Annotated in this window: 19 protein-coding genes; 8 read left to right on the forward strand and 11 right to left on the reverse strand. The window is 62.9% G+C overall.

What is annotated here, in order from left to right; all coding sequences use genetic code 11:
* Window positions 1-67 precede the first annotated feature (67 nt).
* From IPK70_13115 to IPK70_13125, 3 genes are read left to right on the forward strand one after another with little or no spacing between them, the layout of a single operon-like run.
* Window positions 68-673: a 2'-5' RNA ligase family protein gene (locus IPK70_13115; GenBank protein ID MBK8228098.1), complete on the forward strand. Its 606-nt coding sequence runs from the start codon at window positions 68-70 to the stop codon at window positions 671-673.
* Between the two features lie 3 nt (window positions 674-676).
* Window positions 677-1,123, forward strand: coding sequence for an NUDIX domain-containing protein (locus tag IPK70_13120; GenBank protein MBK8228099.1), 447 nt, complete (start codon window positions 677-679; stop codon window positions 1,121-1,123).
* Between the two features lie 17 nt (window positions 1,124-1,140).
* A complete protein-coding gene (locus IPK70_13125; GenBank protein ID MBK8228100.1) occupies window positions 1,141-1,791 on the forward strand; it encodes a hypothetical protein in 651 nt (216 codons plus the stop codon).
* On the opposite strand, the gene IPK70_13130 is transcribed toward IPK70_13125, so the two are convergent.
* The 7 genes from IPK70_13130 to IPK70_13160 all read right to left on the reverse strand — a co-directional run bounded on the left by IPK70_13130 (window position 1,788) and on the right by IPK70_13160 (window position 9,435).
* Window positions 1,788-2,363: a hypothetical protein gene (locus IPK70_13130; protein ID MBK8228101.1), complete on the reverse strand. Its 576-nt coding sequence runs from the start codon at window positions 2,361-2,363 to the stop codon at window positions 1,788-1,790. The genes IPK70_13125 and IPK70_13130 overlap by 4 nt on opposite strands.
* A gap of 13 nt (window positions 2,364-2,376) precedes the next feature.
* Window positions 2,377-3,180, reverse strand: coding sequence for an N-acetylmuramic acid 6-phosphate etherase (gene murQ, locus IPK70_13135; GenBank protein ID MBK8228102.1), 804 nt, complete (start codon window positions 3,178-3,180; stop codon window positions 2,377-2,379).
* A 60-nt stretch (window positions 3,181-3,240) separates the two neighbouring features.
* Window positions 3,241-3,432, reverse strand: a complete 192-nt coding sequence (locus tag IPK70_13140) for a T9SS type A sorting domain-containing protein (protein ID MBK8228103.1) — start codon at window positions 3,430-3,432, stop codon at window positions 3,241-3,243.
* Between the two features lie 29 nt (window positions 3,433-3,461).
* Entirely contained in the window at window positions 3,462-4,826 is a 1,365-nt protein-coding gene (locus IPK70_13145; protein MBK8228104.1) for a carboxylesterase family protein, read from the reverse strand.
* A 98-nt stretch (window positions 4,827-4,924) separates the two neighbouring features.
* Complete coding sequence (locus IPK70_13150; protein ID MBK8228105.1) at window positions 4,925-5,725, reverse strand: phosphosulfolactate synthase; 801 nt, start codon at window positions 5,723-5,725, stop codon at window positions 4,925-4,927.
* Window positions 5,722-7,080, reverse strand: a complete 1,359-nt coding sequence (locus IPK70_13155; GenBank protein MBK8228106.1) for a tetratricopeptide repeat protein — start codon at window positions 7,078-7,080, stop codon at window positions 5,722-5,724. The genes IPK70_13150 and IPK70_13155 overlap by 4 nt, the downstream gene beginning before the upstream one ends.
* 138 nt (window positions 7,081-7,218) lie before the next feature.
* Window positions 7,219-9,435 (reverse strand): S9 family peptidase, encoded by a 2,217-nt coding sequence (locus IPK70_13160; GenBank protein MBK8228107.1) that lies wholly within the window; start codon window positions 9,433-9,435, stop codon window positions 7,219-7,221.
* Between the two features lie 143 nt (window positions 9,436-9,578).
* Between IPK70_13160 and IPK70_13165 the strand changes: the two genes are divergently transcribed.
* Complete coding sequence (locus IPK70_13165) at window positions 9,579-10,667, forward strand: VWA domain-containing protein (protein MBK8228108.1); 1,089 nt, start codon at window positions 9,579-9,581, stop codon at window positions 10,665-10,667.
* Between the two features lie 46 nt (window positions 10,668-10,713).
* Complete coding sequence (locus IPK70_13170; protein ID MBK8228109.1) at window positions 10,714-12,216, forward strand: sigma 54-interacting transcriptional regulator; 1,503 nt, start codon at window positions 10,714-10,716, stop codon at window positions 12,214-12,216.
* 3 nt (window positions 12,217-12,219) lie between these two features.
* On the opposite strand, the gene IPK70_13175 is transcribed toward IPK70_13170, so the two are convergent.
* From IPK70_13175 to IPK70_13185, 3 genes are read right to left on the reverse strand one after another with little or no spacing between them, the layout of a single operon-like run.
* A complete protein-coding gene (locus tag IPK70_13175) occupies window positions 12,220-13,524 on the reverse strand; it encodes an MFS transporter (protein ID MBK8228110.1) in 1,305 nt (434 codons plus the stop codon).
* A gap of 50 nt (window positions 13,525-13,574) precedes the next feature.
* Window positions 13,575-14,144, reverse strand: a complete 570-nt coding sequence (locus IPK70_13180; GenBank protein MBK8228111.1) for a J domain-containing protein — start codon at window positions 14,142-14,144, stop codon at window positions 13,575-13,577.
* Between the two features lie 25 nt (window positions 14,145-14,169).
* On the reverse strand, window positions 14,170-14,628 hold the full coding sequence (locus IPK70_13185; protein MBK8228112.1) for a hypothetical protein: 459 nt from the start codon (window positions 14,626-14,628) through the stop codon (window positions 14,170-14,172).
* A 565-nt stretch (window positions 14,629-15,193) separates the two neighbouring features.
* Here IPK70_13185 and IPK70_13190 point away from each other — a divergent pair.
* The 3 genes from IPK70_13190 to IPK70_13200 all read left to right on the forward strand — a co-directional run bounded on the left by IPK70_13190 (window position 15,194) and on the right by IPK70_13200 (window position 20,384).
* Complete coding sequence (locus tag IPK70_13190) at window positions 15,194-16,816, forward strand: hypothetical protein (protein ID MBK8228113.1); 1,623 nt, start codon at window positions 15,194-15,196, stop codon at window positions 16,814-16,816.
* Window positions 16,817-17,276: 460 nt separating this feature from the next.
* The gene (locus IPK70_13195; GenBank protein MBK8228114.1) at window positions 17,277-19,247 is read left to right on the forward strand and encodes a T9SS type A sorting domain-containing protein; all 1,971 of its coding nucleotides are present in this window, start codon (window positions 17,277-17,279) and stop codon (window positions 19,245-19,247) included.
* A 672-nt stretch (window positions 19,248-19,919) separates the two neighbouring features.
* On the forward strand, window positions 19,920-20,384 hold the full coding sequence (locus tag IPK70_13200; GenBank protein MBK8228115.1) for an SseB family protein: 465 nt from the start codon (window positions 19,920-19,922) through the stop codon (window positions 20,382-20,384).
* Between the two features lie 363 nt (window positions 20,385-20,747).
* Here IPK70_13200 and IPK70_13205 read toward each other — a convergent pair whose 3' ends face one another.
* Window positions 20,748-21,611, reverse strand: a complete 864-nt coding sequence (locus IPK70_13205) for a hypothetical protein (protein ID MBK8228116.1) — start codon at window positions 21,609-21,611, stop codon at window positions 20,748-20,750.
* Window positions 21,612-21,703: the final 92 nt, after the last annotated feature.

A 21,703-nucleotide genomic window follows, 5' to 3' on the forward strand; every position in this document is an offset into this window, starting at 1 on the left:
AATGACCTGTTGCCTTCGCGGTAACGAGCAGGGGTTGACCGGGGCTCCGGGCGGCTTCTTTTGCGCCATGGCCCGAAAGGCGGCGGTTGACGCCCTCACGCTCTTCGACTCGCTGGTGTACACCTGCCAGTACCGCGTGAGCATCGATGTGCCCAGCGATGCGCTGGCCTGGGTGATGCAGACGCGCCATGCGCTGCGCGACCGCATCGGGCGCTTCGAGTGCTTCTACCGCTTGCCGGGCATCACGCTGCTGGAGAGCGAGCTCCCGCCGGAGTACGAATCCACGTTGAGCGATTCCATTGCGCGCGGCGCCTCCGGCCAGCGCGGCTTCCGGCTGAAGCTCGATGGCATCCGCCATTCAGATGACCGCAAGCGCATCTATGTGGGCGTTGAGCCGGTCGGGCCGATCAGCGCGCTGCAGCAGCGATTGCTGGACCATGTGCGCGCGAACAAGCGCATCAAGAAGCTCGGTGTCGAGATTCCTTTGCAGCCCATGCTGCTGATCGCCGGGCCGCTCAAGGCCGCGCAGTTCGAGCAGGCCTGGTCCATGCTCGAGAACGAGCAGTACTGCGGCGAGCGCGTTGTGACCGACCTGACGCTGATGAGGCGCGAGGTGGCCGACGATTCGCTCGATGAGCATTTGAAGAGCGTGAAACTCGAACCGGTGGCCTGAGCCATGTTCACGATCCGCGCCTACGGCTTGCTGTTGAATGCGGAACGGACGCAGGTCCTGGTGGCCGATGAGCTGATCAAGGGCCAGCGCATCACCAAGTTCCCCGGCGGCGGTTTGGAATACGGCGAAGGCTTGAAGGAATGCTTGATCCGCGAAGTGCGCGAGGAGATCGGGGTGGAGGCCTTGGATGTGGAGCATTTCTACACCACGGATTTCTTCCAGCAGAGCGCCTTCCACAGCACGCCCATGCAGGTGGTGAGCGTGTACTTCACGTTCCGGGTGGCAGGCTTGGAGGCCATTCCCGTGGTGGATCTCCCGTACAGGGGCATAACGGGTCCAGGCGATCAAGAGGTGTTCCGATGGGCCCCGCTTGCGCAGGCCGCTGAAGATGCGGTGTCGCTGCCGATCGACCGGCACGTATGGCACCTGCTGCGGAAAAGGCGGGCGTGAGCCGATACCTTTCGGCCATGATGAACCGACCCCTTCTCTTCGCCCTGGCGCTCCTTGCAGCCTCCACCTCATCGGCCCAGGAGAAACCGAAGCCCAAGGCCCTGTTCAACGACAGCACTTCCGTGACCGGCGGCTACTTCGGATTCACGCCGAAGCTGACCAACGTGATGGGCGCCGATGTGCTCCTGCTCGGCTTCAGCGGGGCCTTCATCCTCGAGCACAAGGTGGCGCTGGGTTTGGGCGGCGCATGGAGCAGCAGCACGATCAAGAATGTGGCCTATGAGCAGTTCCTGCGCGATTTCGGCACCGAGGACGTGAGCGGGCTCGAGCTGCGCTACGGCTACGGCGGCCTGCTGATCGAACCGATAGTCCTGGGCAAGCACGCAGTGCACCTTACCGTTCCGGTGCTCATCGGTCTGGGCAGCGTATCGTACAGCTACCCGCGCTCGAACAGCGGCAGCAACAGCGATCGCCGTAACCGCACGGATGGTCAGGCCTTCGTAGCGGTGGAGCCCGGCCTTGAGCTTGAGGTCACCGTGGTGGAGGCTTTCCGCGTGGGGTTCGGCGCTTCCTACCTGTGGACGAGCGATCTCGAGCTGCCTTATACCGCGCCCGATGCGCTTCGCAACTACATGGCGCGAATGACGGTGAAGATCGGCGGGTTCTAGGAGCCCAAGCGCTTCATCACCACGGCGCCGACCGCTTCGTACAGCTCTTCCGGACCCAGCGTCCGCCAGCGCATCGCATCGAGCTTGCCGCCGAGCAGGAAGTAGTGGTCGATGTTCGCCGCTTGCATGTCCTCGAGCACGTGCGGGCGGAAGTTGAGCAGCGCGATCCAGCCATCGGCCTCGTTCACCTCGTCGAACCATTCGGCGTAGTACTCGTCGTCGCTCGCGTGGAAATTGAGGACGTTCTCGCCGATGAGGATGAAGCGCTGGATGCCGTTGGCCATCAGGTGCTCGACAATGTTCCGCTTGAGCGTCATCACGTCGTTGTGCAGCAGGTCGTTCCACTCGCCGATGAGCTCCAGGATCGCGAAACCATCCTCGTAGTCGGCGAAGAGCACTTTCATGTACAGCGTGCTGCTCCCGAAGCTGTCCCATTGCGGGTGGATGAAGTGGTCGTAAACGGCGTTGGTGAAGTAGAGCTCACTGTGCTCCTCGCCGAAGAAGGGCGAGCGCTCGTCCTCTTCACTGGTGTACTTGTGCCGCCAGTTCCAGTAGGGCTCGATTTCGTGCATGGGGCCTCGTCGTTCAGCGGCGGCTCTCTACCGCCTTCCGCACGCTGCCGTGCTCATTCAGCAGCGCGTTCGCCTCATCGTAGCCGATGCCCAGCCCGTCCATCACCATGCGCGTGCCGCGGTCGATGAGCTTGTTGTTGCTCAGCTGCATGTCGACCATGCGGTTGCCCTTCACGCGGCCGAGCTTGATCATGGTGGCGGTGCTGATCATGTTCAGGATGAGCTTCTGCGCCGTGCCGCTCTTCATGCGCGTGCTGCCGGTGATGAATTCGGGGCCGACAGCGGCAACGATGGGATGCTTGGCCACCAGGCTCACGGGGCTTCCCGGATTGCAGGTGATGCACGCGGTGAGGATGCCTTCAGTGTTGCATCGCTCCAAAGCGCCCACCACATACGGCGTGCTCCCGCTCGCCGCGATGCCGATCACGGTATCGTCTGCTCCGATGGCATGCTCCTGCAGGTCCGCCCAGCCTTGCTCACGGTCATCCTCGGCGAACTCCACGGCTTTGCGGATCGCGCTGTCACCGCCCGCGATGAGGCCGATCACCAGGCCGTGCGGCACGCCGAACGTGGGGGGGCACTCGCTCGCATCCACGATGCCCAATCTCCCGCTCGTTCCCGCGCCCAGGTAGAAGAGCCGGCCCCCGCGCGCGATGCGTTCCGCAAGAACATCCACCAGCGATTCGATGGAGGGTATCGCCTCAGCGACGGCATCGGCCACGAGCCGGTCCTCGGCGTTGATCCCCAGCAGCAATTCACGCGTGGTCTTGCGCTCGAGGTCGTTGTGGCGCGATTCGCGCTCCGTGATGCGTTCCATGATGGGCGCAAAGAAAAGGGCCGCCTTGCGGCAGCCCTTCTCCGATCCGTCCTTGAATGATCAATCGAGCATCAGCTTGCGCACGATGCGTCCGTTCTCCGCTTCCAATTCCACCAGGTAGGTGCCGGCCACGAGCCCGTTGCGCTCGATCACGAAGCGCTGCGCCGCAGGATTGCCAGTGGCCACCACGCGGCCATTGATGTCGAGCAGGCGGTAGCGGCGCACAAGGCCCTGCGCGATGGAGACGTTCACATTCTCCGTTGCGGGGTTCGGCCAAACGCTCACTTAACCAGCGCCCTCAAATCGAGGTATGCGCGACCCTTGGTGGCGCTCATATCCGGGTTGCTGGCACTGCTGGCCATGTGGGCGGTGATGGGCGGAGGGCCGGCGCTCACCACGGTCTGTGCGATGGGGCTATTGGGGTCCCACCATTGCCAAGGGCTGGCTTCTTCCTGTGCGGGGGCAGGCCATGCCGGGCGCACAACGGGGAACAGGCCCTCCACATCGGTATTGATCACCACGCTGTTGGCGCCATGGGTCTGGGTGCTGCCGTAGAGCGAGCGTGCACGGGCCGTGTAGGAATCCGTGCTGGGGAGGTTCGCGAAGCTGGCGTTGTTGCCGTACTGGTTGGCCAGTTCCATGAAGAGATTGCTGCCTTGCACCGGAACAACAGGGCCGCCCGTGGTGGGCACGATCACGATGCCCTCGGTGAAGGGCGCGAAGGGGTCGAACACGGTGTGGAAGGCCACCATCGGCTGGTCGCCTTGCTCAAGCCAGCTCGTATCGGCCAGGGCGCCGCCCATGTTCACGCAGAACTGAGAGGTGCTGGTCTGGCCATTCGGGCGGTAAAGGGTGAGCTGGCCATTCAATCCTTCGATGTCACCGACCAAGGCAGGGTCCACGAAGCTCACCGTGGGATCGAAGGGGTCGGGGCGGAACTTCTCGATGTAGAGCTCCTGCACGTCATCGAGCGTGGCATGGGCCAGGCTGATGTAGCCTCCGGTGCCTTCGCCCAGGACGATGATCTTGTTCGGATTGATGCGGTAGGTGGTGGCGTTGGCCTTCATGAAGCGCACGCACTGGCGAACATCGTGAAGGGCGCGATAGATGGCGTTGAGCAAGCTGCCGCGGCGCTCGAGCTCGGTGGCCGCAAGGGGGTTCCAGCCCAAGCGGTAGCTCATGCTCACCGCAACGTAGCCGCGCTTGGCCATGCGGGTGCAGGCCTCAACGGCGCTGCTGTCCTTGCGCGTTCCATTAGGGCTGCCGTTGATGGGCGGAGGCAGTGCATTGCCGGTGTGGATGTACACCACGAGCGGGCGCTGCATCTCGGTATCGATGCTCTGGCTCGGCTCATAGACATCCATGCGCACGTTGGTCACCTTCACGGCCGTGCTGCCATCGGTGGGGTCGAAGTAGGCCGAAGGGATGGGGTTGCCCAGGGTCACGGCCGTTTGCAGCTCAGTGACGTTGGCGTTCACATCCGGCGAGGCCAGGTTGCTGGTGAGGAAATCGATGTTGGTGCCGTAGATCACGTCGGGGGTGGTCGTGATGTTGGCCGCGGAGAAGGTCTCCGTGAGGTAGCGCTGTGCGCTCACCGTGGCGGTAAGGGCAAGCGCCGCGAAGGCGAAGGGTATCCGTTGACTCATGGGGCGTGGTTTGAATTGTAGCGACGAAGGTAGGTGCGCTGCGCCATCCATCCGGCCCGTTCGGGCAGCGAGTTTTCCAAGTGATCCTGGAGCGCGGGTCAGTTCTCGGGCTTCACTTGCCGGAGCTTCTCGGCCACTGCTTCGGGCAGGTGCTGGAAGAAGGTGTCGCCGCGCAGGCCCAGACGGAGCGTTTCGAGGGGGATCACCTCTTCGGGAGCGATGTTGCCGAGGTTCACATTGGCGCCGAGCTGCTTGATGAACCAGACCTGCTGCGCTTTCTGCGGAGCCTCCCACATGATGTGCTCGGCGGGCACTTTGGCCAGGATGCGGTTCACGAGCTGGGTATGCGCATGGCCGCTGGGGCGATAGATGCCCACGGTGCCGCTCTCCCGCGCTTCTGCGATCACCTTCCAGCTGCCTGCATCGAGCTCCGCCTTCATCATGCTCACCCATTTCGAGGGGCTGATCAGGATCCCGCTCTCCTTGCTGCCCACTTCGCTGAGCACCGTGACATGCTTGGCCAGATCGGTGATGTAGCGGCACTTCTCCTTCTGAGGCATGTTGATGGAGCCGTCGCTCACTTCAGCGGTATCGAGGCCGAATTGATCAAGGAGCTTGCGGTAATCCTTGTACTGCCCGCGTGCCACGAAGGCCTCGAAGAGCGTTCCGCCCAGATAGACGCGGATGCCGGCCTTCTGGTACAACTTGATCTTCTCCTTCAGCTTGTTCGTGATGAACGAAGTGCCGAAGCCCAGCTTCACCAGGTCCGTCAAATGGCCGCTCGCCTCGATCATGTCCTCGGCCTGCCGAATGGCCAGGCCCTTGTCCATGACCATGGTCAGCCCGTGCTCGCGCGGCTTCGCCGTGCGTTCCGGGATATGCGAGAGCGTATAGTTCATGGAGCGTATAGTCCCAGGAGATGGATCACTTGAGGCATGGCCGAGGCCTCGGGGTAGTGCTCCAGGAATTGCGCGTGCCCTGCGTGATCGGCCATCAGCGCTTCTTCGAGTTCCAGAAGGCCCTGCTGCTGCTGGCCGGCGCGGAGCAGGTAGCTGGCCAGGCGGTAGCGGTAGCGGGGATTCATGCGGTGCACCTGGTCGCCTTCGCGCAGTTTCAGCACGGCTGCTTCGGGGCTCTTGAGGCCGAGCAGCAGGTCGGCATGATCGAGCCAGCCATCGAGGTTGCCAGCGTCGAGGGTGTTCAGGCGGGTATAAGCCGACAGGGATTCTTCGTACCGTTCGCTGCGGCCCAAGGCATTCGCATAGTAGTACCAAGCGTCGCCCGAATCCGGCGCGAGGCGGACCGCGGTCTCCAAGTCCTTCACCGCCTCGGAGAGCTTGCCCTGGATGTCCTTCACCACGCCACGGCCCACCCAGGCATCCACCCAGTTCGGGTCCAGAGCCAGGGCCTGGTCGTAGTGGATCAGCGCTTGCTCATGGCGCTCCATCTTCTCGTAGCATTCGCCGATGTAGCTGAACGTGACGGCCTGCGGGCCTTCGATGCCGAGGACCTCCTCGTAGCAGGTCACCGCACCGGCATAATCGCCTTTCACCAGCATGTTGCGCGCCTTGGTGAAGAGCGCCGAAGCGAATTCCTCGTTGATCGCGAGGCAGTATTCCAACGCTTCGTTGCTCTCATCGATCCGGTCGAGGCGGGAGAGGGCGTTGCCCAGGCTGTACCAGGCCACCAGGCTGTACGGGTGCTCATTGGTGAACTCCCGGAAGAAGGCGATCGCGCTCTGGTCCGCGCCGGAGAGTTCGAAGCAATGCGCGAGCTCATAGAGCAGGCCTTCGTTCTCCGGGTTCACGTCGAGGCCGCGCTTCAGCAGGTCGATGGCCTCGTCGTATTTGCCCAGGCTCTCGTGCTCGAAGGCGAGGTCGAGCAGGATCTCATCGTGTCCCTCATCGGCGAGCTCGAGCGCGCGGCGGTAGTGCTCAATGGCCCGGCGGTAGTTGCGCAGCTGGCTATGGATGCTGCCCTTGTGCAGGTGCACCTCCGCGCTCCAGGGCTCCAGCTTCCCCAAGGCGTCGAGCACCTCCAGGGCCTTGTTCAAGCGCCCGAGGTTCATGAGCACCACGGCCTCGCTGTACATGAGCTCCACCGATCCCGGATGCTGCGCCATGGCGAAGTCCAGCGCTTCCTTGGCGCGCCGTGCATCGTTCTCCTGCAGGTAGTGGTCAATCACCAATTCAAGGTCCTCCACGTCGAAGAAGACGCTCGTCCCCTTGCGCTGCATGGCCTCGTAGCGGTCCACGCAGCCTTGCTGATGGTTGCGATGCGGTGGCGGGTGATGACCTTCGTTCATGCACTGGGCGCGAATGCGCCATGCAGGGCAAAAGTAGCGGATGCGGAACTGGCGCGCAGGCTGCTGATCCGGCTTATGAACAGGTCCTTAAAGATTCCGGGTCAGCCACTCGGTCATCATCTCATACAAGTGCAGCCGCGTGCTCCCGCCGCCGATCCCGTGGTTGCGATCGGGGTACATGAACTGGTCGAAGGGCTTGTTGGCCTTGATGAGCGCGTTGGTCATCTCCGCAGCGTTCTGGTAATGCACATTGTCGTCGGCCAGGCCGTGGATGAGGAAGTAGTTCCCTTTCAGCTTGTTCACATGGAACACCGGGCTGTTGTCGTCGTAGCCCTTGGCGTTGTCCTTGGGCAGGCCCATGTAGCGCTCGGTGTAGATGCTGTCGTAGTAGCGCCAATTGGTCACGGGCGCCACGGCGATGGCAGCCTTGAAGAGGTCGGCGCCCTTGGTGATGCACAGGCTGCTCATGTAGCCGCCGTAGCTCCAGCCCCAGATGCCGATGCGCTCCTTATCCACCCATGGCTGCTGGCCCAGCCATTGGGCGGTGGCCATGTGATCCACCGTCTCGTACTTGCCCAATTGGCCATAGGTGATGTGGCGGAAGTCGCGGCCGCGATGGCCCGTTCCGCGCGGATCGACGCACACCACGATATAGCCCTTCTGGGCGAGCAGGGTGTGCCATAGGTTGTTGCGCCCGCCCCAGGAGTCGAGCACCTGGTTGCTGTTGGGGCCGCTGTATTGCGTGAGCAGCACCGGATAGCGCTCCCGGCTCTGGAAGTCCGCGGGCTTCATCATCCAACCGCGCAGCTCCACGCCCTCGCTCGTGGTGAAGGTGAAGAACTCACGGGGCTGCATGCCGTAGTCGGCGCAGGTCTTCGCCAGCTTGGCGTTGTCCTTCAGCACCTTCACCTGCTTGCCGCTGCCATCGTGCAGGGTGATCACCGGCGGCGTGTTCAGCGTGCTGCGCGTGTTGATGAAGAAGCGGAAGCCCGTGCTGAACTCCGCATCGTTCACGCCGCCCAGGGGCGAGAGCTGCATCACGCCTTTCCCGCTCAGCGGCGCAGCCAGCACTTCCTGGTTCTCGGGCGCGCTCTTGGCCGCGGTGAAGATCACGCGCTGCCCTTTCTCGTCGATGCCCTTCACGCCGACCACGTCCCAGGCGCCGCGGGTGAGCTGCTGCTGGCTGCCGTCCTTCAGGTTCACGCGGTGGATGTGGTTCCAGCCATCCTTCTCGCTGGTGAGGATGAAGCCGCTGCCATCGGCCAGGAAGAAGAGGTCGTCGGTGACTTCGATGTAGGTGGGGCTGGTCTCTTTGTAGATCTCGGTGGGGACCGGACGCGCCTTGGTGCCGGGCGGCGGCAGTTTCACCGTGCAAAGCACCTTCTCGTTCTGCAGTCGGTTCAGGCGCATGAACCAAGGTTCGCCTTTCGGCGTGAAGCCCAGTCGCGCGATGTAGATGTCCGTTTCCTCGGTGCCCAAGGGGATGCTGTAGGTGAGGCCGCCACTGAGGTCGCGCAGGTGCAAGGAGATCCTGCTGTTGTCCTCACCAGCCTTGGGGTACTTGAAGCGGTACTCGCTCGGGTAGAGCTGGTTCTTGTAGAGCGTCAGGTCGAATTCCTTCACGCCGCTCTCGTCGCTGCGCAGGTACAGGAGCTTGCTGCCATCGGGGCTCCATGCGTAGCCCTGCACCAGCGTGAACTCCTCTTCATACACCCAATCAGTGGCGCCATTCAGCACCTTGTTCCACTCGCCGTCGGTGGTGATCTGCTCTTCTTTCATCGTGGCCAGGTCCACCACGAAGAGGTTGTTGTCGCGTACGAAGGCGGCCTTGCTGCCATCGGGGCTGAAGGTGGCCAGGCGCTGCTTGGCTTTCTTCACATCGCTCAGCGGCACCAGCTTCTTGCTCGCGCGGTCGAACACGTAGTTGTAGGCGAAGGAGCTGTAGCGGTAGATCGGCTCGCTCTCCGTCTCGAACATCAGTTTCTTCTCATCGCCGCTGAAGCTGTAGCCTTCGATGCCGATGGGCTCTTTGCCACCCGAAGGCACCAACTCACCGGCCTTCACCAAGGTGGCCACCTTATTCCCGGTGCGATAGGCATACTGGTTGATCATGGCCTCGCCACCTTCCTCCTCGAGCACGGTGTAGTGCAGGCCATCCTTCATGCTGGCCAAGCCGCCCACGTACTCGGCGCTGAAGAGCGGGCTGGCCCAGATGTCCTTGTTGGATAGGGCTTGCTGGGCGGTGGCAGGTTGCAGCAGGCCCAGGCATATGAGGGCCGAAACAGAAGCGAGGCGTGCGTTCATGCGTTCAGTTGAGGGGTGGGCAAGGTAGCTGCGTGACTGCTTCGGGCTGGGGCCGATGGTCATTCGTGGCACCGTTCATCACCGCCGCGGTATGATTCGGCAGCCCATCGAACCCCGGCCGCTTCCCGCTGTTACTTCGCTGCATGCTCGGGCACCGCTTCGCCAAGTACGTTCCGCCGCAGGACGATAGCACGCCCTTCGAGCGCTTGCTGCCGCTCTTCATCGAGCTGCTCACCCATACCAGCGGCGATGTGGAAGAGGCGCTCGACTGGATGGACGAGCTGGACAAGGAGCACGGCTTCTACACGAAGGCCTATGGCCGGAAGGAGTTCGAGGACGACCTGCGCAAGCACGGCATGATCGGCCGGCCCACGAAAGGCGGGAAGACGCCGCTCACCGGCAAGGCCGAGAAGCTGATCCGTGAGCGCGCGCTGGATCAGGTCTTCGGCAAGCTGAAGAAGAGCGAGCGCGGCAGCCACGGCCTGCGCAAGGCCGGTCCGGGCGATGAGCCCACCAGCGACCGGCGCGCCTTCCGCTTCGGCGACCGCATCGAGCAGGTGGCCATGAGCGACAGCATCCGCAATGCCCAGCAGCGCGGCATCGACGACCTGCGCATGAGCGAGGACGATCTGGAAGTGATCGAGACCGAGCACCAGAGCGCCTGCGCCACCGTGCTCATGATCGACATCAGCCACAGCATGATCCTCTACGGCGAGGACCGCATCACGCCCGCCAAGAAGGTGGCCATGGCGCTGGCCGAACTGATCAAGCGCCGCTACCCGAAGGACACGCTCGACATCGTCGTCTTCGGCAACGATGCCTGGCAGGTGAGCTTGAAGGACCTGCCTTACCTGCAGGTGGGTCCCTTCCACACCAACACCGTGGCCGGCCTCGAACTCGCCATGGACATCCTGCGCCGTCGCAAGGTGCGCAACCGCCGCATCGTGATGATCACCGACGGCAAGCCCAGCTGCATCAAGCGCGATGGCGAGTATTACATGAACAGCTTCGGGCTCGACGACTTCATCGTGGCGCGCTGCCTCGATGCCGCCGCTCGCGCGCGGAAGGCGCAGATCCCCATCACCACCTTCATGATCGCGCGCGACCCTCATCTGCAGCGCTTCATCGAGCGCTTCACCGAGGCCAACCAGGGCCGCGCCTTCTACACCGGCCTGCAAGGCCTCGCGGACATGGTGTTCCGCGATCACGCTTCCAACAGGAAGGCTTCCTAACAGCGATGAGCAAGGGCGCGTCTGGCGCGCCCCAACGACCCAACAGATGAAACAGCCCACCACCCTCGGCGAACTGAAGAAGAGCGGCTACGCGCCGCGCTCCGTGAAGGCCGAGCTCCGCACCAACCTCATCGCCCGCATCCGTGCCGGGCAGCCGCTCTTCGAGGGCATCCACGGCTACGAGGACACCGTGATCCCCGCGCTCGAGCGCGCCATCCTCGCCGGGCACAGCATAAACCTGCTCGGCCTGCGCGGACAAGCGAAGACGCGCATGGCCCGTTCGCTCGTGCAGCTGCTCGATGAATGGATCCCGGTGGTGGAGGGCAGCGAGATCAACGACGATCCGCTGGCGCCGATCTCGCGCTTCGCGAAGGACTTCATCGCAACCCACGGCGATGCCACGCCCATCACTTGGCTGCACCGCGACCAGCGCTACACCGAGAAGCTCGCCACGCCCGATGTCACCGTGGCCGACCTCATCGGCGACAGTGATCCCATCAAGGCCGCCAACCTGAAGCTCGATTACAGCGACGAGCGCGTGATCCACTTCGGCTTGATCCCGCGGAGCCATCGCGGCATCTTCGTCATCAACGAGCTGCCCGACCTGCAGCCGCGCATCCAAGTGGCGCTCTTCAACATCCTGCAGGAAGGCGATGTGCAGATCCGCGGCTTCAAGCTGCGCCTGCCGCTCGACATCCAGTTCGTCTTCACCGCCAACCCGGAGGATTACACCAATCGGGGCGCCATCATCACCCCGCTAAAGGACCGCATCCAGACGCAGATCCTCACGCACTATCCGGAGAGCATCGAGCTGGGCATGCGCATCACCGCGCAGGAGGCGCGCACCACCACGGAGCAGGCCACCCGCGTGCGCGTGCCTGACCTGTTGCGGGTGCTCGTGGAGCGCATCGCGATGGAGGCCCGATCCAGCGAGTTCGTCGACCCGAAGAGCGGCGTGAGCGCGCGCCTCACCATCAGCGCGCTGGAGAGCCTGATCGGCGCGGCCGAGCTGCGCGCGCTTCGCAATGGCGAGGAGCGCACCGTGGCGCGCATCGCCGACCTCTGGGCGGTGGTGCCCGCCATCAACGGCAAGATCGAGCTGGTGTACGAGGGCGAGCAGGAGGGGGCCGACAGCGTGGCGCGCATCCTCATCGCCACCGCCATCCGCAACGTGTTCAAGGAGCTCTTCCCCGATGCCGTGAAGGCGCGTCGTGCCGCCGAGCAGGCGAGCCGCAAGCCGCAAGGCCGCGACGATTACTCCGCGCTGCTCGATTGGTTCGACAACGATCAGCTCGAACTCTTGGCCGATGCGCCCGATGCGCAGCACCTGAAATCACTCGCTGCGGTGCCGGGCCTACGCGAGAAAGTCACCGGCAAGCAGCCGTATCTGCAGCCGGAGGAAGTGCCGCTGTGGATGGAGTTCATGCTGCACGGCATGGCTGAGCATAGCCGCATCGGGCGCAGCAAGCTCACGCGCGGGCACCGCTTCGGCGATGTGCTGGGCTCCTTGCTGGGCACAAGCAGTGAAGAGGAGGAAGAAGAGGCGTGAGGCTCACTCCTCCACGAAATCCAGGTCCTTGCTGAAGGTCTCGGTGCTGCGGCGCACGGCCCAGAAGGCGCCGCCGATGCAGAGCAGTCCCACGAGCAGGGCCGCGGTGACGTTGCCCACGGGCACCACCAAGGCACGGAAGATCATGGTGATGGGGTAGATGCTGCCGCGCACGAAGTTGGGCGCGGTGATGGCCACGGTGCCGCGCAGGTTCGTGCCGAACTGCTCGCTGGCCACGGTGGCGAAGATGACCCAGTAGCCGGTGGCCATGCCCAGCGCCAAGCACATCCAATTGTAGGTGGCAATGGTGGCGCCGCGCATGCCGAAGAGGAAGAAGAGCGTGAGCGCGAGGTTGAGGCCGAGGTAGAGCATGATCACCTTGCGGCGGCTGCGCTGCCATTGGCTCAAGAGCCCGCTGAGGAGGTCGCCGAGGCTGAGGCCGATGTAGGCGTAGCGGATGGCGGTGCCGTTGATGCGCTGCTTGCCGGCCGCATCGAGCGCGCTGGTATCGATGCCGAGCTCGGGCACGACGACATCCTGGCTCAGGCTCACGAGCAATCCGATCACGTACCAGATGGGCACACCGATGAGGATGGTCTTCAGGTAGCGCAGCGCGCGCGTGCGATCACCGAAGAGCATGCGCAGGCTGCCGCGCTCCACCTCGATCTTCTCCGTGCTCTTATACAGTCCGCTCTCGAAGGTGCCCATGCGCAGCACCAGCAGGGCCAGGCCCATTGCGCCGCCCACCACGTAGGCCACCTGCCAGTTCATCAAGCGATATCCGGTGAATGATTCAATGAACGCACTGATGCCCTCGCCATAGCCGCCCACGATGCTCGCGGCCACGGCGCCCAGCGCGCCCACGGTGACCACGATCATGGTGCCCCAGCCGCGCTTCTCGCGGGGCATAGTCTCGGCGATCAGCGTGATGCCCGCGCCCAATTCGCCTGCGAGGCCCACGCCCGCGATGAAGCGCACAGCGCCGTAGCTCACCAGGTCGAAGGTGAAGGCGTTGGCGATGTTGGCGATGGAGTAGAGCAGGATGCTTCCGAAGAGCACGGTGATGCGGCCCTTCTTGTCGCCCCACACGCCCCAGAGCACGCCGCCCACCAGCATGCCGAGCATCTGGATGTTGAAGAGGTCGATGCCTCGGTCCTTGATGTCGGGATGCCCGGCGCCCAGGATGAACTCGAGGCTCTCGCGCTTCACCACGTTGAAGAGCACGAGGTCGTAGATGTCCACGAAATAGCCGAGGGCGGCCACGGTCACGAGCATCAACGTGCGACGGTCGAAGGCGCGGGAAGGCATGGGGCGAAGATGCGCGTTGGCGCCGGATCGCATCGGGACCGACCACGGCCTCAAGGCATCCCGGTCTTCCGCTTGCGCTGCCGTCGGTTGTGCCAGGCATCGAACTCCGTGCTCGCCCACACGCCCAAAGGGATGAGCAGGAGCATGGCCAATAACGCCCAGCCCACGTTCAGGTCGAACATGAAGGTCGCGGCGATCAGCAGCAGCATAACGACGAGGAAGACGGCAGCGATGCCGAAGCAGCCGAGCATCTTGGGCGCGAAGTAGCCGAAGGCGGTATCGAAGTACTGCGCGTCGAAGTCGGCATACTTCATCCTGCTGAACTGCTCGGCGCGCGCACGGGCCTCGCGCTGGTAGCGGTTCACGTCGCGCTCGTAGCGCGGCTCCTGGCGCGGCGCGGCACGGCGCGGGCTCGGGCTGTGCCGCGTATGGTCGTAGCGCAGGCGCTTGGCCGGATCGCCGAGCACCTCATACGCTTCGGTAATGCGCACGAAGCGGGCTTGCGCATCGGGCAGCGCGGAGACATCGGGATGGTACACCTTGGCCAAACGGCGGTAGGCCGCGCGGATCGCATCAGCGGTAGCCTCGTGCGTGAGGCCGAGGGCGGCGTAATGGTCCATCCGGAGGTTCTCGCTTACCGAGCCATCACTGCTTCAGCACCAGCTCCGCCTTCTTCAACACCAGGCTCGGGTTCTCCTCGGCGGTCAGGATCGCCTTGAAGGTGTAGGCGCCATCCTCCGGCACGGTGTACTCGCCGTTCTTGCCGGTGAAGCTCCATTCGGTGTGGCCGTTCAGCTCGGTCTTCGTCTCGCCGATGGTCACGTTCTTCTCCATGGGGTCCAGCTCGAAGAGCTGCAGGTCGGCATCGTCCTTCACCACGCGCACGCGCATGCGCAGCGCCGCCACGCCGTCGTACGCCAGATCGAGGTGGCTCCACAGCGCAATCACGTCATCCTTCTTCAGGTTCAGCGTGGCCTCGCCCATCACCAGGTCCTCCGGCGTGCTCAGCGATTCAATGGGCAGCCGGGCCAGCTCCTTGCCGGTGATGGCTTCGCAAGCAGGGAGCAGGAGAACGAGGGGGATGAGGCAGAGGAGAGGGCGCATGTGATTCATCCCGCTGCTGGGGAGGGCGAAGATGGGGTTAGCATCGATTTCAGGACCTATCCGTTGAAGCAAGAATGGCAGGATCAGAATCAAGGTCGCTGGCGCGTGATGATGCAAGTGCGACCGAGTGATCGCGTATCAGCGGGCTCGGGGTGGCGATGGTGAGGTGAGGACGGGCGGATCGCCGATCCGTGGTCCCAGTGATCCGCCCTGCAGCCCGAGGCGCTTCAGAAAGGCGTTGATGCGCAGACATGCGGTCGTATGCACATGCAGGGGGAAAGCGATTGCTCCCCCAAGGCACTAAAACCCTGTTCACCTGCGTTCGCGCCGTCGTGAATGGCCCCATGCGATGCCGACCCACCCTTCCACGCGTTCTCCGCTCGACGATGCAAGCGAGAGCGTCCTCTATACGCCTATCTGCAACCAACAGGGCTTCGATACCCCGCGCCGTCCGATGCCCGATGGAACGGCACCGGTGCCAAGCCGCTCAGGAATCGCAGTGCTGATTGATGGACAGTCCCGATCTTCACGACGCCAGGAGCCGCAACCAAGAACCACCCGATCCATGACACGCCGATCCCCGCTCGCCGCGCTCATCGTGCAATTGACCTTGGCTGGCGCGAGCCACGCCCAAACGCCGCAGATGCTGCGCGATATCTGGCCGGGGGTCTGCGGATCAATGCCCATGCTGCCGGTGCTGATGAACGGCCGCATCTATTTCAGCGCGACGGATGTGCCCACCTCACGCGAGCTCTACAAGAGCGACGGGACCCCGTCGGGGACGATTCTCGTCAGGGACATCAACCCCGGCGATGGGAATTCGGGCATATTGGAGTGTCAGGCGGTCAACGGCCAGCTCTACTTCGGGGCCATCGACGGCGTGCACGGCATGGAGCTCTGGAGGAGCGACGGCACCGCATCGGGCACCGCCTTGGTGAAGGACTTCAACACCGGTCCGGGCCATGGCATGCCCAACCAGATGACGGAATTCAACGGAGCGGTGTACCTCGCCGCAAACGGAAGCAGCAGCGGCGTGGAGCTCTGGCGCACCGATGGCACCGAGGCGGGCACCTCGCTCGTGAAGGACATCTATCCGGGCACGATGAACAGCAACGTGAGCCGTATGCGGGTGGTGAACGGCTTGCTCTTCTTCTGGGCCAACGATGGCGTGCACGGCTGGGAGCCCTGGCGCAGCGATGGCACGGAAGCCGGCACCGCGCTCATCAAGGACATCGCACCGGGCAGCTCCACCGATGATCCCGGCGAGATCCACGCACTGGATGAGGTGGCCTACTTCGCCGCCGCCGATGCCGACCATGGCCTTGAACTCTGGCGCAGCGACGGCACCGAGGCGGGCACGTGGATGGTGAAGGACATCAATCCCGGCACCGAGCCTTCCGGCATCAGCCACCTGCACGTGGTGGGCGATCGGCTCATGTTCCTGGCACGCACGGCGGACCACGGCGATGAGCTGTGGGTGAGCGACGGCACCGAGGCGGGCACGCAGCTGGTGAGCGACTTCAGCCCCGGCGCATCGAGCACCGGCGTCTTCGAGAGCCTCGCGGCGAATGGGCTCTACTACTTCTTCGGCTATGCGTCGGGCACAGCCGTGGGCTACGAGCTCTACGCGAGCGATGGCAGCAGCACCTGGCTCGTCAAGGACATCCTGCCGGGCCCGAGCTCCTCCTTTGTTGGCGATCTCACGGCGGCCTGCGGCGGCGTGGTCTTCCGCGCCGACGATGGCGTGCATGGCGCCGAGCTCTGGTACACCAATGGCACCGAGGCGGGCACCTATCTGCTGGCCGACATCCTTCCGGGTCCGGACACCAGCTGGCCGCACGAGCTCGCCGACATGGGCCATGCGCTCTTCTTCGGCATGCAGGACCCCGACCTGGGCCGCGAGCCATGGGTGTGCCCCTGCGCCTTCGTGGGCATCGAGGAGCACGCCGAAGCAAGCGAGCTCCTCATCGCGCCCGTGCCATCGCACGGTCCTGTGCGCATCACCTTGCCCGATGCGACGAACGCATGGTCCCTCACCTTCATGGACATCCGCGGCCGCACCGTGCACAGCATCCCCCAAGCCACCGGCACCATCCAGGTCGATGCCAGCGATTGGGGCCACGGCACCTATCTGGTGGTGGCGCGCAGCAAGGAGCGGGAGGTGAAGGGGAGGTTGGTGGTGGAGTAGGGCTGTGTGCCGTGCGCGGCGGACGGATTCGGCGGCACCTACGAGAAGAATGATGCCTGCATCTTCGGGGTCGCAGGGTCTCCGCTCAAGTGCGGCGGACCGACCAATGCGGAGGTTCGAGGACACACTGCGGCGGTCTAGTCCTGGCGCGGGTCAGATGCCGGTCATCCGCAACGCGGAGGCGATTCTGGCATGGCCACGGATCGCGGATGCATGGAGCTGGGGATTCGGCCGAAGGACAAGAGGAAGTGTCGTCTCGCTTCAGGCACTCCTGCGATCCAGGCCGTCGCGATCGGGGCGCCAATTCAACCTGCGCGATCCACAATGAATCCGATGCGGAAGCAGGAGAGGCGGACCTTCGGCGATGAGGCATCGCTGAAGCGAACGGCTCGCCCCAGGACTTCTCTGGTCTGGAACAACCTCCGCGATGCCCTCGCCCGTCATGGATTGAAACCATCCCATGGGCCATCGCTTATCCTTGACCTGCCTTGCTCTGGTGATCGCGATAAGAGCCTTCGCGCAGTGCGGCACCCTGGCTCCCCAAGGCCCGCTGCCGCTCAGCATCCCAATGGATGCCCCAACGCGCGGCGGCGGTCCGCAGTTCATCATCCCCACGGTGGTGCACGTGTTCTACTCGGACATCCAACAGCCCGTTGCGCCATGGACCATCCGGAACTCCATCAACGTGGCCAACGAAGTGCTCCGTGGCACCAACGATGATCTCTCCGATGTGTGCTCAGCGTTCGAGCCGATCATCGGAGACCTCTCGGTGGAACTGCGCCTGGCCCACCTCGACCCGTCGGGCAATTGCATCTCGGGCATCGTGTACCACTACTACGACATCAGCATCGGCGCGCCGAACATCACCGGCGCGGCGTTCGATCCATCGAAGTACCTCAACATCTTCCTCTACGGCGTGTCCGCCTTCTCCTCCGCGACGATCCCGCAGCCGGGCGGCGATCCGAACGACCCGAACGATGGCATCTTCTGGATGCGGACGCACGCGGGCAATGGCCGCATCCTGGCCCACGAGGTGGGGCATTGGCTCGGGCTCTACCACACCTTCGGCAACAGCAACAACCCGGGCGTGGCCTGCGGCGATGATGGCGTGCTGGACACCCCGGTCACCATGGGTTCGCCCGGTACCTGCGACACCACCCTCACGGTTTGCACCCCAGGCGTGGTGGAGAACGTGGACAACATCATGGACTATTCAAGCTGTCGCCGGATGTTCACCGAAGGCCAGGCCGGGCGCGTGGCCGCCGTGATGACCGACCTGGCCTATCCGCGCCACATGCACGTCACCGCGCAGAACCTCGAGGATACCGGCGTGCAGCCCGAGGTGCCCTGCGCGCTCAATGTGGACTTCCACTACAGCGTGGAGCCGAGTTGCAGCAATGCCGTGGTCACAGTGGTGCCGCTCGTCACCTGCCTGGTGGCCGACCAGTTCATCTGGACCCATGCTGGAGCGAGCATGGCGCCCAACACGCAGGCTTCGCCGGTGCTCACCTACACGGCTGCGGGGAGCTATACGGTTAAGCTCAAGGCGTGCGCGGGTGCGGTGTGCGATTCGGTGGAGCAGGTCATCCCCGTGGCCTTGAACAGCGGGAGCAGCAACGGGCTCGCCATTGGCCCAGTGCCCTATGCAGAGGATTTCGAGGACGGCTTCGCCTTCCCGGATGCCAACGCCGCATTGGTCGACAACGGCGGACAGCTCTGGCAGGTGTCCGCCGCCACGGGTTACAACAGCGCGCATTGCATCGTGGTGCCACCGGCCCCTTCCCCCTTGGCAGGCGAGCAGGTGGAGGTGCGCATCGGCAACTTCGACTTCAGCGGCTTGAGCATGCCCACCGTGCGCTTCAAGATCGCCGGCACCAACTACCCAATGGTGCGCTTCGCGAATGTGGGCCTTTACCTGCGCGACCTCTGCGATGGCACGTTGCCCGTGGGGCCGTGGTACACCCTCTCGCAATTTTACTTCTCCGGCACGAACACGGACAGCGCCTTCGTGCCCACGGCGCCCGCGCAGTGGTATGATCTGGCCTTCGGAACGGGCCAATGGAACCTCTACGACAACGCGGAGCTCACCATCCGCATCAGCAAGGACTGGCTGCCGGCGCCCTTCTATGACGAGACCGTGTACCTGGACAACATCACCATCGGGGAGTACGACGCGGTGATGGGCCTCGAGCAGGGGGGCGCTGCAGGGGGGCGCCTGGTCTACCCCAATCCCGCGCATGGTGAGCTGCGCGTGAATGCGCGTGCGAACGATGTGCTGCGCATCGCGGATATGACCGGCCGCCTGGTGCTCACCCGCACCATGCGGACGGATCCGCTCGTGCTCGATGTGAGCGGATGGGCAACGGGTGCCTATGTGCTCAGTGTGGATCGCGGAGGGACCTTGCTCCACGAGCGCTTGGTGGTGCAGTGAGCCGAACGTGTTGATGGACGTTCTGGTGCGGCCGTTGGGTTGTCGTGATTAGCACGACGGGTCGAGCGGTGGTCGAGGGAGGAGGTGCCAGGTCTTAATGGCACGACAGACCGCCTCGAAACTTTGGGGGCACCCTGCGGAGGCCTAATGCCCTAACCGATCAGAACGCATGTTCTGACGCATAGTGCCCGCATTCTCTGCCATTCCTATAGGTGCCACAAACTGCAGGTACAGTGCTGTTGTTATAGATATCACAACCACAGCTATCGAAGTGGTCGCATTTGCCATACCCCGCCGGCCTGTCCTGGCCTTGATGCGCTAGAAGGAGCTGTTCTGCTTCCAATTGAAGATTCTTGATCTCCTCACGGATCTCGGCGAATCGTTTCTGCGCGTCTTGGAAATTGAGGGTTGTCATGGGTGCTTGGTAGTTGATGCGGTGTTGCCGTGCGAACGAATGTAGGCGCTTTGAACCGCCGCAGGGTCCATCTTGCTCCGCTCGCTTTGCAACGCCAGACCCTTCGTAGGTTGTGCTCAAGGGGGGGCACTCGGCGAGGACGCTGCGCGGGCTTGGAAGAAGAGATTCGCTAGTGATGGTGCGGCGCTCACTCCAGATCATGCGAAAGGAAGCACCGGCATGCAATTACCTTCGTCTTTGGCGTTAAGGTGCGCAACATGAACTACTCTGAGAACAACGTAAGCGGCATGGTGCCCGACAATGCCCGCATGCGGGCAGCCATGATGTTCTTCGTGGAGAACCCTACGGAAGAGCGTGGTTTCGAACTCATCCAGACCATGATGGCCGAGAAATTCACCGTGATTGTCCCCATGTTCTTCGAGGCCGATGGAACCAGCGCGTTCACAACTGTGGTCGATGGAAACCCGCATCCGGTCCTGCATGTGTTCACGACCGTGGAAGAGATTCCGGAGACGGAGGAGGGTGTAGAGCTCTTCCAGATCCTTTTCACGGAGCTCATCCTTACGCTCATCAAAGGCGAGGAACGGTGGAACGGGGTCGTTGTCGATCCGGACGCCGCCCATTCCATTACCCAGTACTTCCCGGGCACCGGCGGCCATATGCTCTTGAGCACCGCCTCCTTGCGCAAGGCTGCAGGACAAATAGACCCATGTCACAATTGATCTGCGACGGCCAGCGACCCCAACGTGCAGGCCAGCTGGGAGGCCATCTGAACCGCCGCATGGTCTCCTGTCCTCGGGGACCCTGCGTTCACCTTTCACCTATGCAGGGTCTTAACCTCGCCAGGGTCTCCGTTAGCAGTAACCACCACGTTACCCTCACAACGGTGTCGCCGCGCGTTGGCACAGCGCCCAGCGGGCGGACCCTGCAGCACGGGTCATTCGGCCGGGGTCATTAAGGCGCTGATGATTCGGTCTCCGTGGCCGCAGGGTCGTCCGCTCAAGAGCAGCGGACAGACCACTGCGGAGGTTCTTGTTAAGGGCTGGCGCTTCCGGAAACCTGTGCGGGTTTGAGCATAATTGGTATCAATGGATCCGTATCCGAAGGCATTCGTTCTTTCTCACTTCGAAAGTGCCTTGAGAATCAGCCCCACCACTCCGCTGTGCCATATAGCTATATGTACCAGGCTTAAGAATGCGGCACACCATGCCGTTGCTGAAGCAATCTGGCATGTCATCGAATTCAACGGTCATCTTCTCCATCCACTGTCCATCCAACTTCAGATGCACCTTGTCGTAGGATTGACTTGTGGTCCAGAAGCACACATATCCCGGTTGCTCCGGTTTATCAACCAGAACAGGCTCGTCCAAGTCGAATAGGAAATAGACCTCAATGATGTTCAATTGGTCATTATTTGCTCCTCGCAACGTGATGATGGTCTTCCCGTTTCTGATCGGAGACATAGCGAGGAAATTCAAAGGGACGCATTCATTCACAACGAACTTGATGATTCGATTGTCCTTGACAAGAACCTTGGCGTTGCTGCAGAAGTTCATGTTGTCCGTTACGACTACATTATGCCAACCATCTACTATGGCTTCAGGGTATTCAGGATAGCTGGCGTATTGCCCTTTGATCATGTTCAGCTTGGCCATGGATTGCTGGGCGCGCAATGCCTGTTGTTGCTCTTCCTTCTTGTTCGCGTTGATATCGCGTAGGATATTGGTGAATGAATAGACGGCGTAGTCAAATGAATTGCCCCAGAAGAACCCAGACCCTGTTGGCGCTTGTCCAAGCGGAGCGGCTTCACCAAGAATGTCGAAGTCGATAGGCGAGTACACATAGTCCCATTTCCTCTGAGCATGCGACATGCTCGCGTTCAACACCAACGAAAGCAGGATGACGATGCAAGAGCGAGCCGTTATCGAGCGCCGAAGAATATTACTCATGTGTGATCACTGTTCTGAGATTTAGGCCTCCATCACCGCAAGCTTATCAGCGAATGTAGCCAAGGAGGCATCCGCTCAGCGGCTCCCCAATT

Source organism: Flavobacteriales bacterium, assembly GCA_016712535.1.
GTDB lineage: Bacteria > Bacteroidota > Bacteroidia > Flavobacteriales_F > PHOS-HE28 > PHOS-HE28.

Coding starts and splice junctions, on each gene's coding strand:
- IPK70_13205 (MBK8228116.1), bottom strand. CDS start 21,611: ATGAGTAATATTCTTCGGCGCTCGATAACGGCTCGCTCTTGCATCGTC.
- murQ (MBK8228102.1), bottom strand. CDS start 3,180: ATGGAACGCATCACGGAGCGCGAATCGCGCCACAACGACCTCGAGCGC.
- IPK70_13125 (MBK8228100.1), top strand. CDS start 1,141: ATGATGAACCGACCCCTTCTCTTCGCCCTGGCGCTCCTTGCAGCCTCC.
- IPK70_13150 (MBK8228105.1), bottom strand. CDS start 5,725: ATGAACTATACGCTCTCGCATATCCCGGAACGCACGGCGAAGCCGCGC.
- IPK70_13165 (MBK8228108.1), top strand. CDS start 9,579: ATGCTCGGGCACCGCTTCGCCAAGTACGTTCCGCCGCAGGACGATAGC.
- IPK70_13120 (MBK8228099.1), top strand. CDS start 677: ATGTTCACGATCCGCGCCTACGGCTTGCTGTTGAATGCGGAACGGACG.
- IPK70_13145 (MBK8228104.1), bottom strand. CDS start 4,826: ATGAGTCAACGGATACCCTTCGCCTTCGCGGCGCTTGCCCTTACCGCC.
- IPK70_13175 (MBK8228110.1), bottom strand. CDS start 13,524: ATGCCTTCCCGCGCCTTCGACCGTCGCACGTTGATGCTCGTGACCGTG.
- IPK70_13195 (MBK8228114.1), top strand. CDS start 17,277: ATGGGCCATCGCTTATCCTTGACCTGCCTTGCTCTGGTGATCGCGATA.
- IPK70_13185 (MBK8228112.1), bottom strand. CDS start 14,628: ATGCGCCCTCTCCTCTGCCTCATCCCCCTCGTTCTCCTGCTCCCTGCT.
- IPK70_13200 (MBK8228115.1), top strand. CDS start 19,920: ATGAACTACTCTGAGAACAACGTAAGCGGCATGGTGCCCGACAATGCC.
- IPK70_13115 (MBK8228098.1), top strand. CDS start 68: ATGGCCCGAAAGGCGGCGGTTGACGCCCTCACGCTCTTCGACTCGCTG.
- IPK70_13170 (MBK8228109.1), top strand. CDS start 10,714: ATGAAACAGCCCACCACCCTCGGCGAACTGAAGAAGAGCGGCTACGCG.
- IPK70_13190 (MBK8228113.1), top strand. CDS start 15,194: ATGACACGCCGATCCCCGCTCGCCGCGCTCATCGTGCAATTGACCTTG.
- IPK70_13160 (MBK8228107.1), bottom strand. CDS start 9,435: ATGAACGCACGCCTCGCTTCTGTTTCGGCCCTCATATGCCTGGGCCTG.
- IPK70_13130 (MBK8228101.1), bottom strand. CDS start 2,363: ATGCACGAAATCGAGCCCTACTGGAACTGGCGGCACAAGTACACCAGT.
- IPK70_13180 (MBK8228111.1), bottom strand. CDS start 14,144: ATGGACCATTACGCCGCCCTCGGCCTCACGCACGAGGCTACCGCTGAT.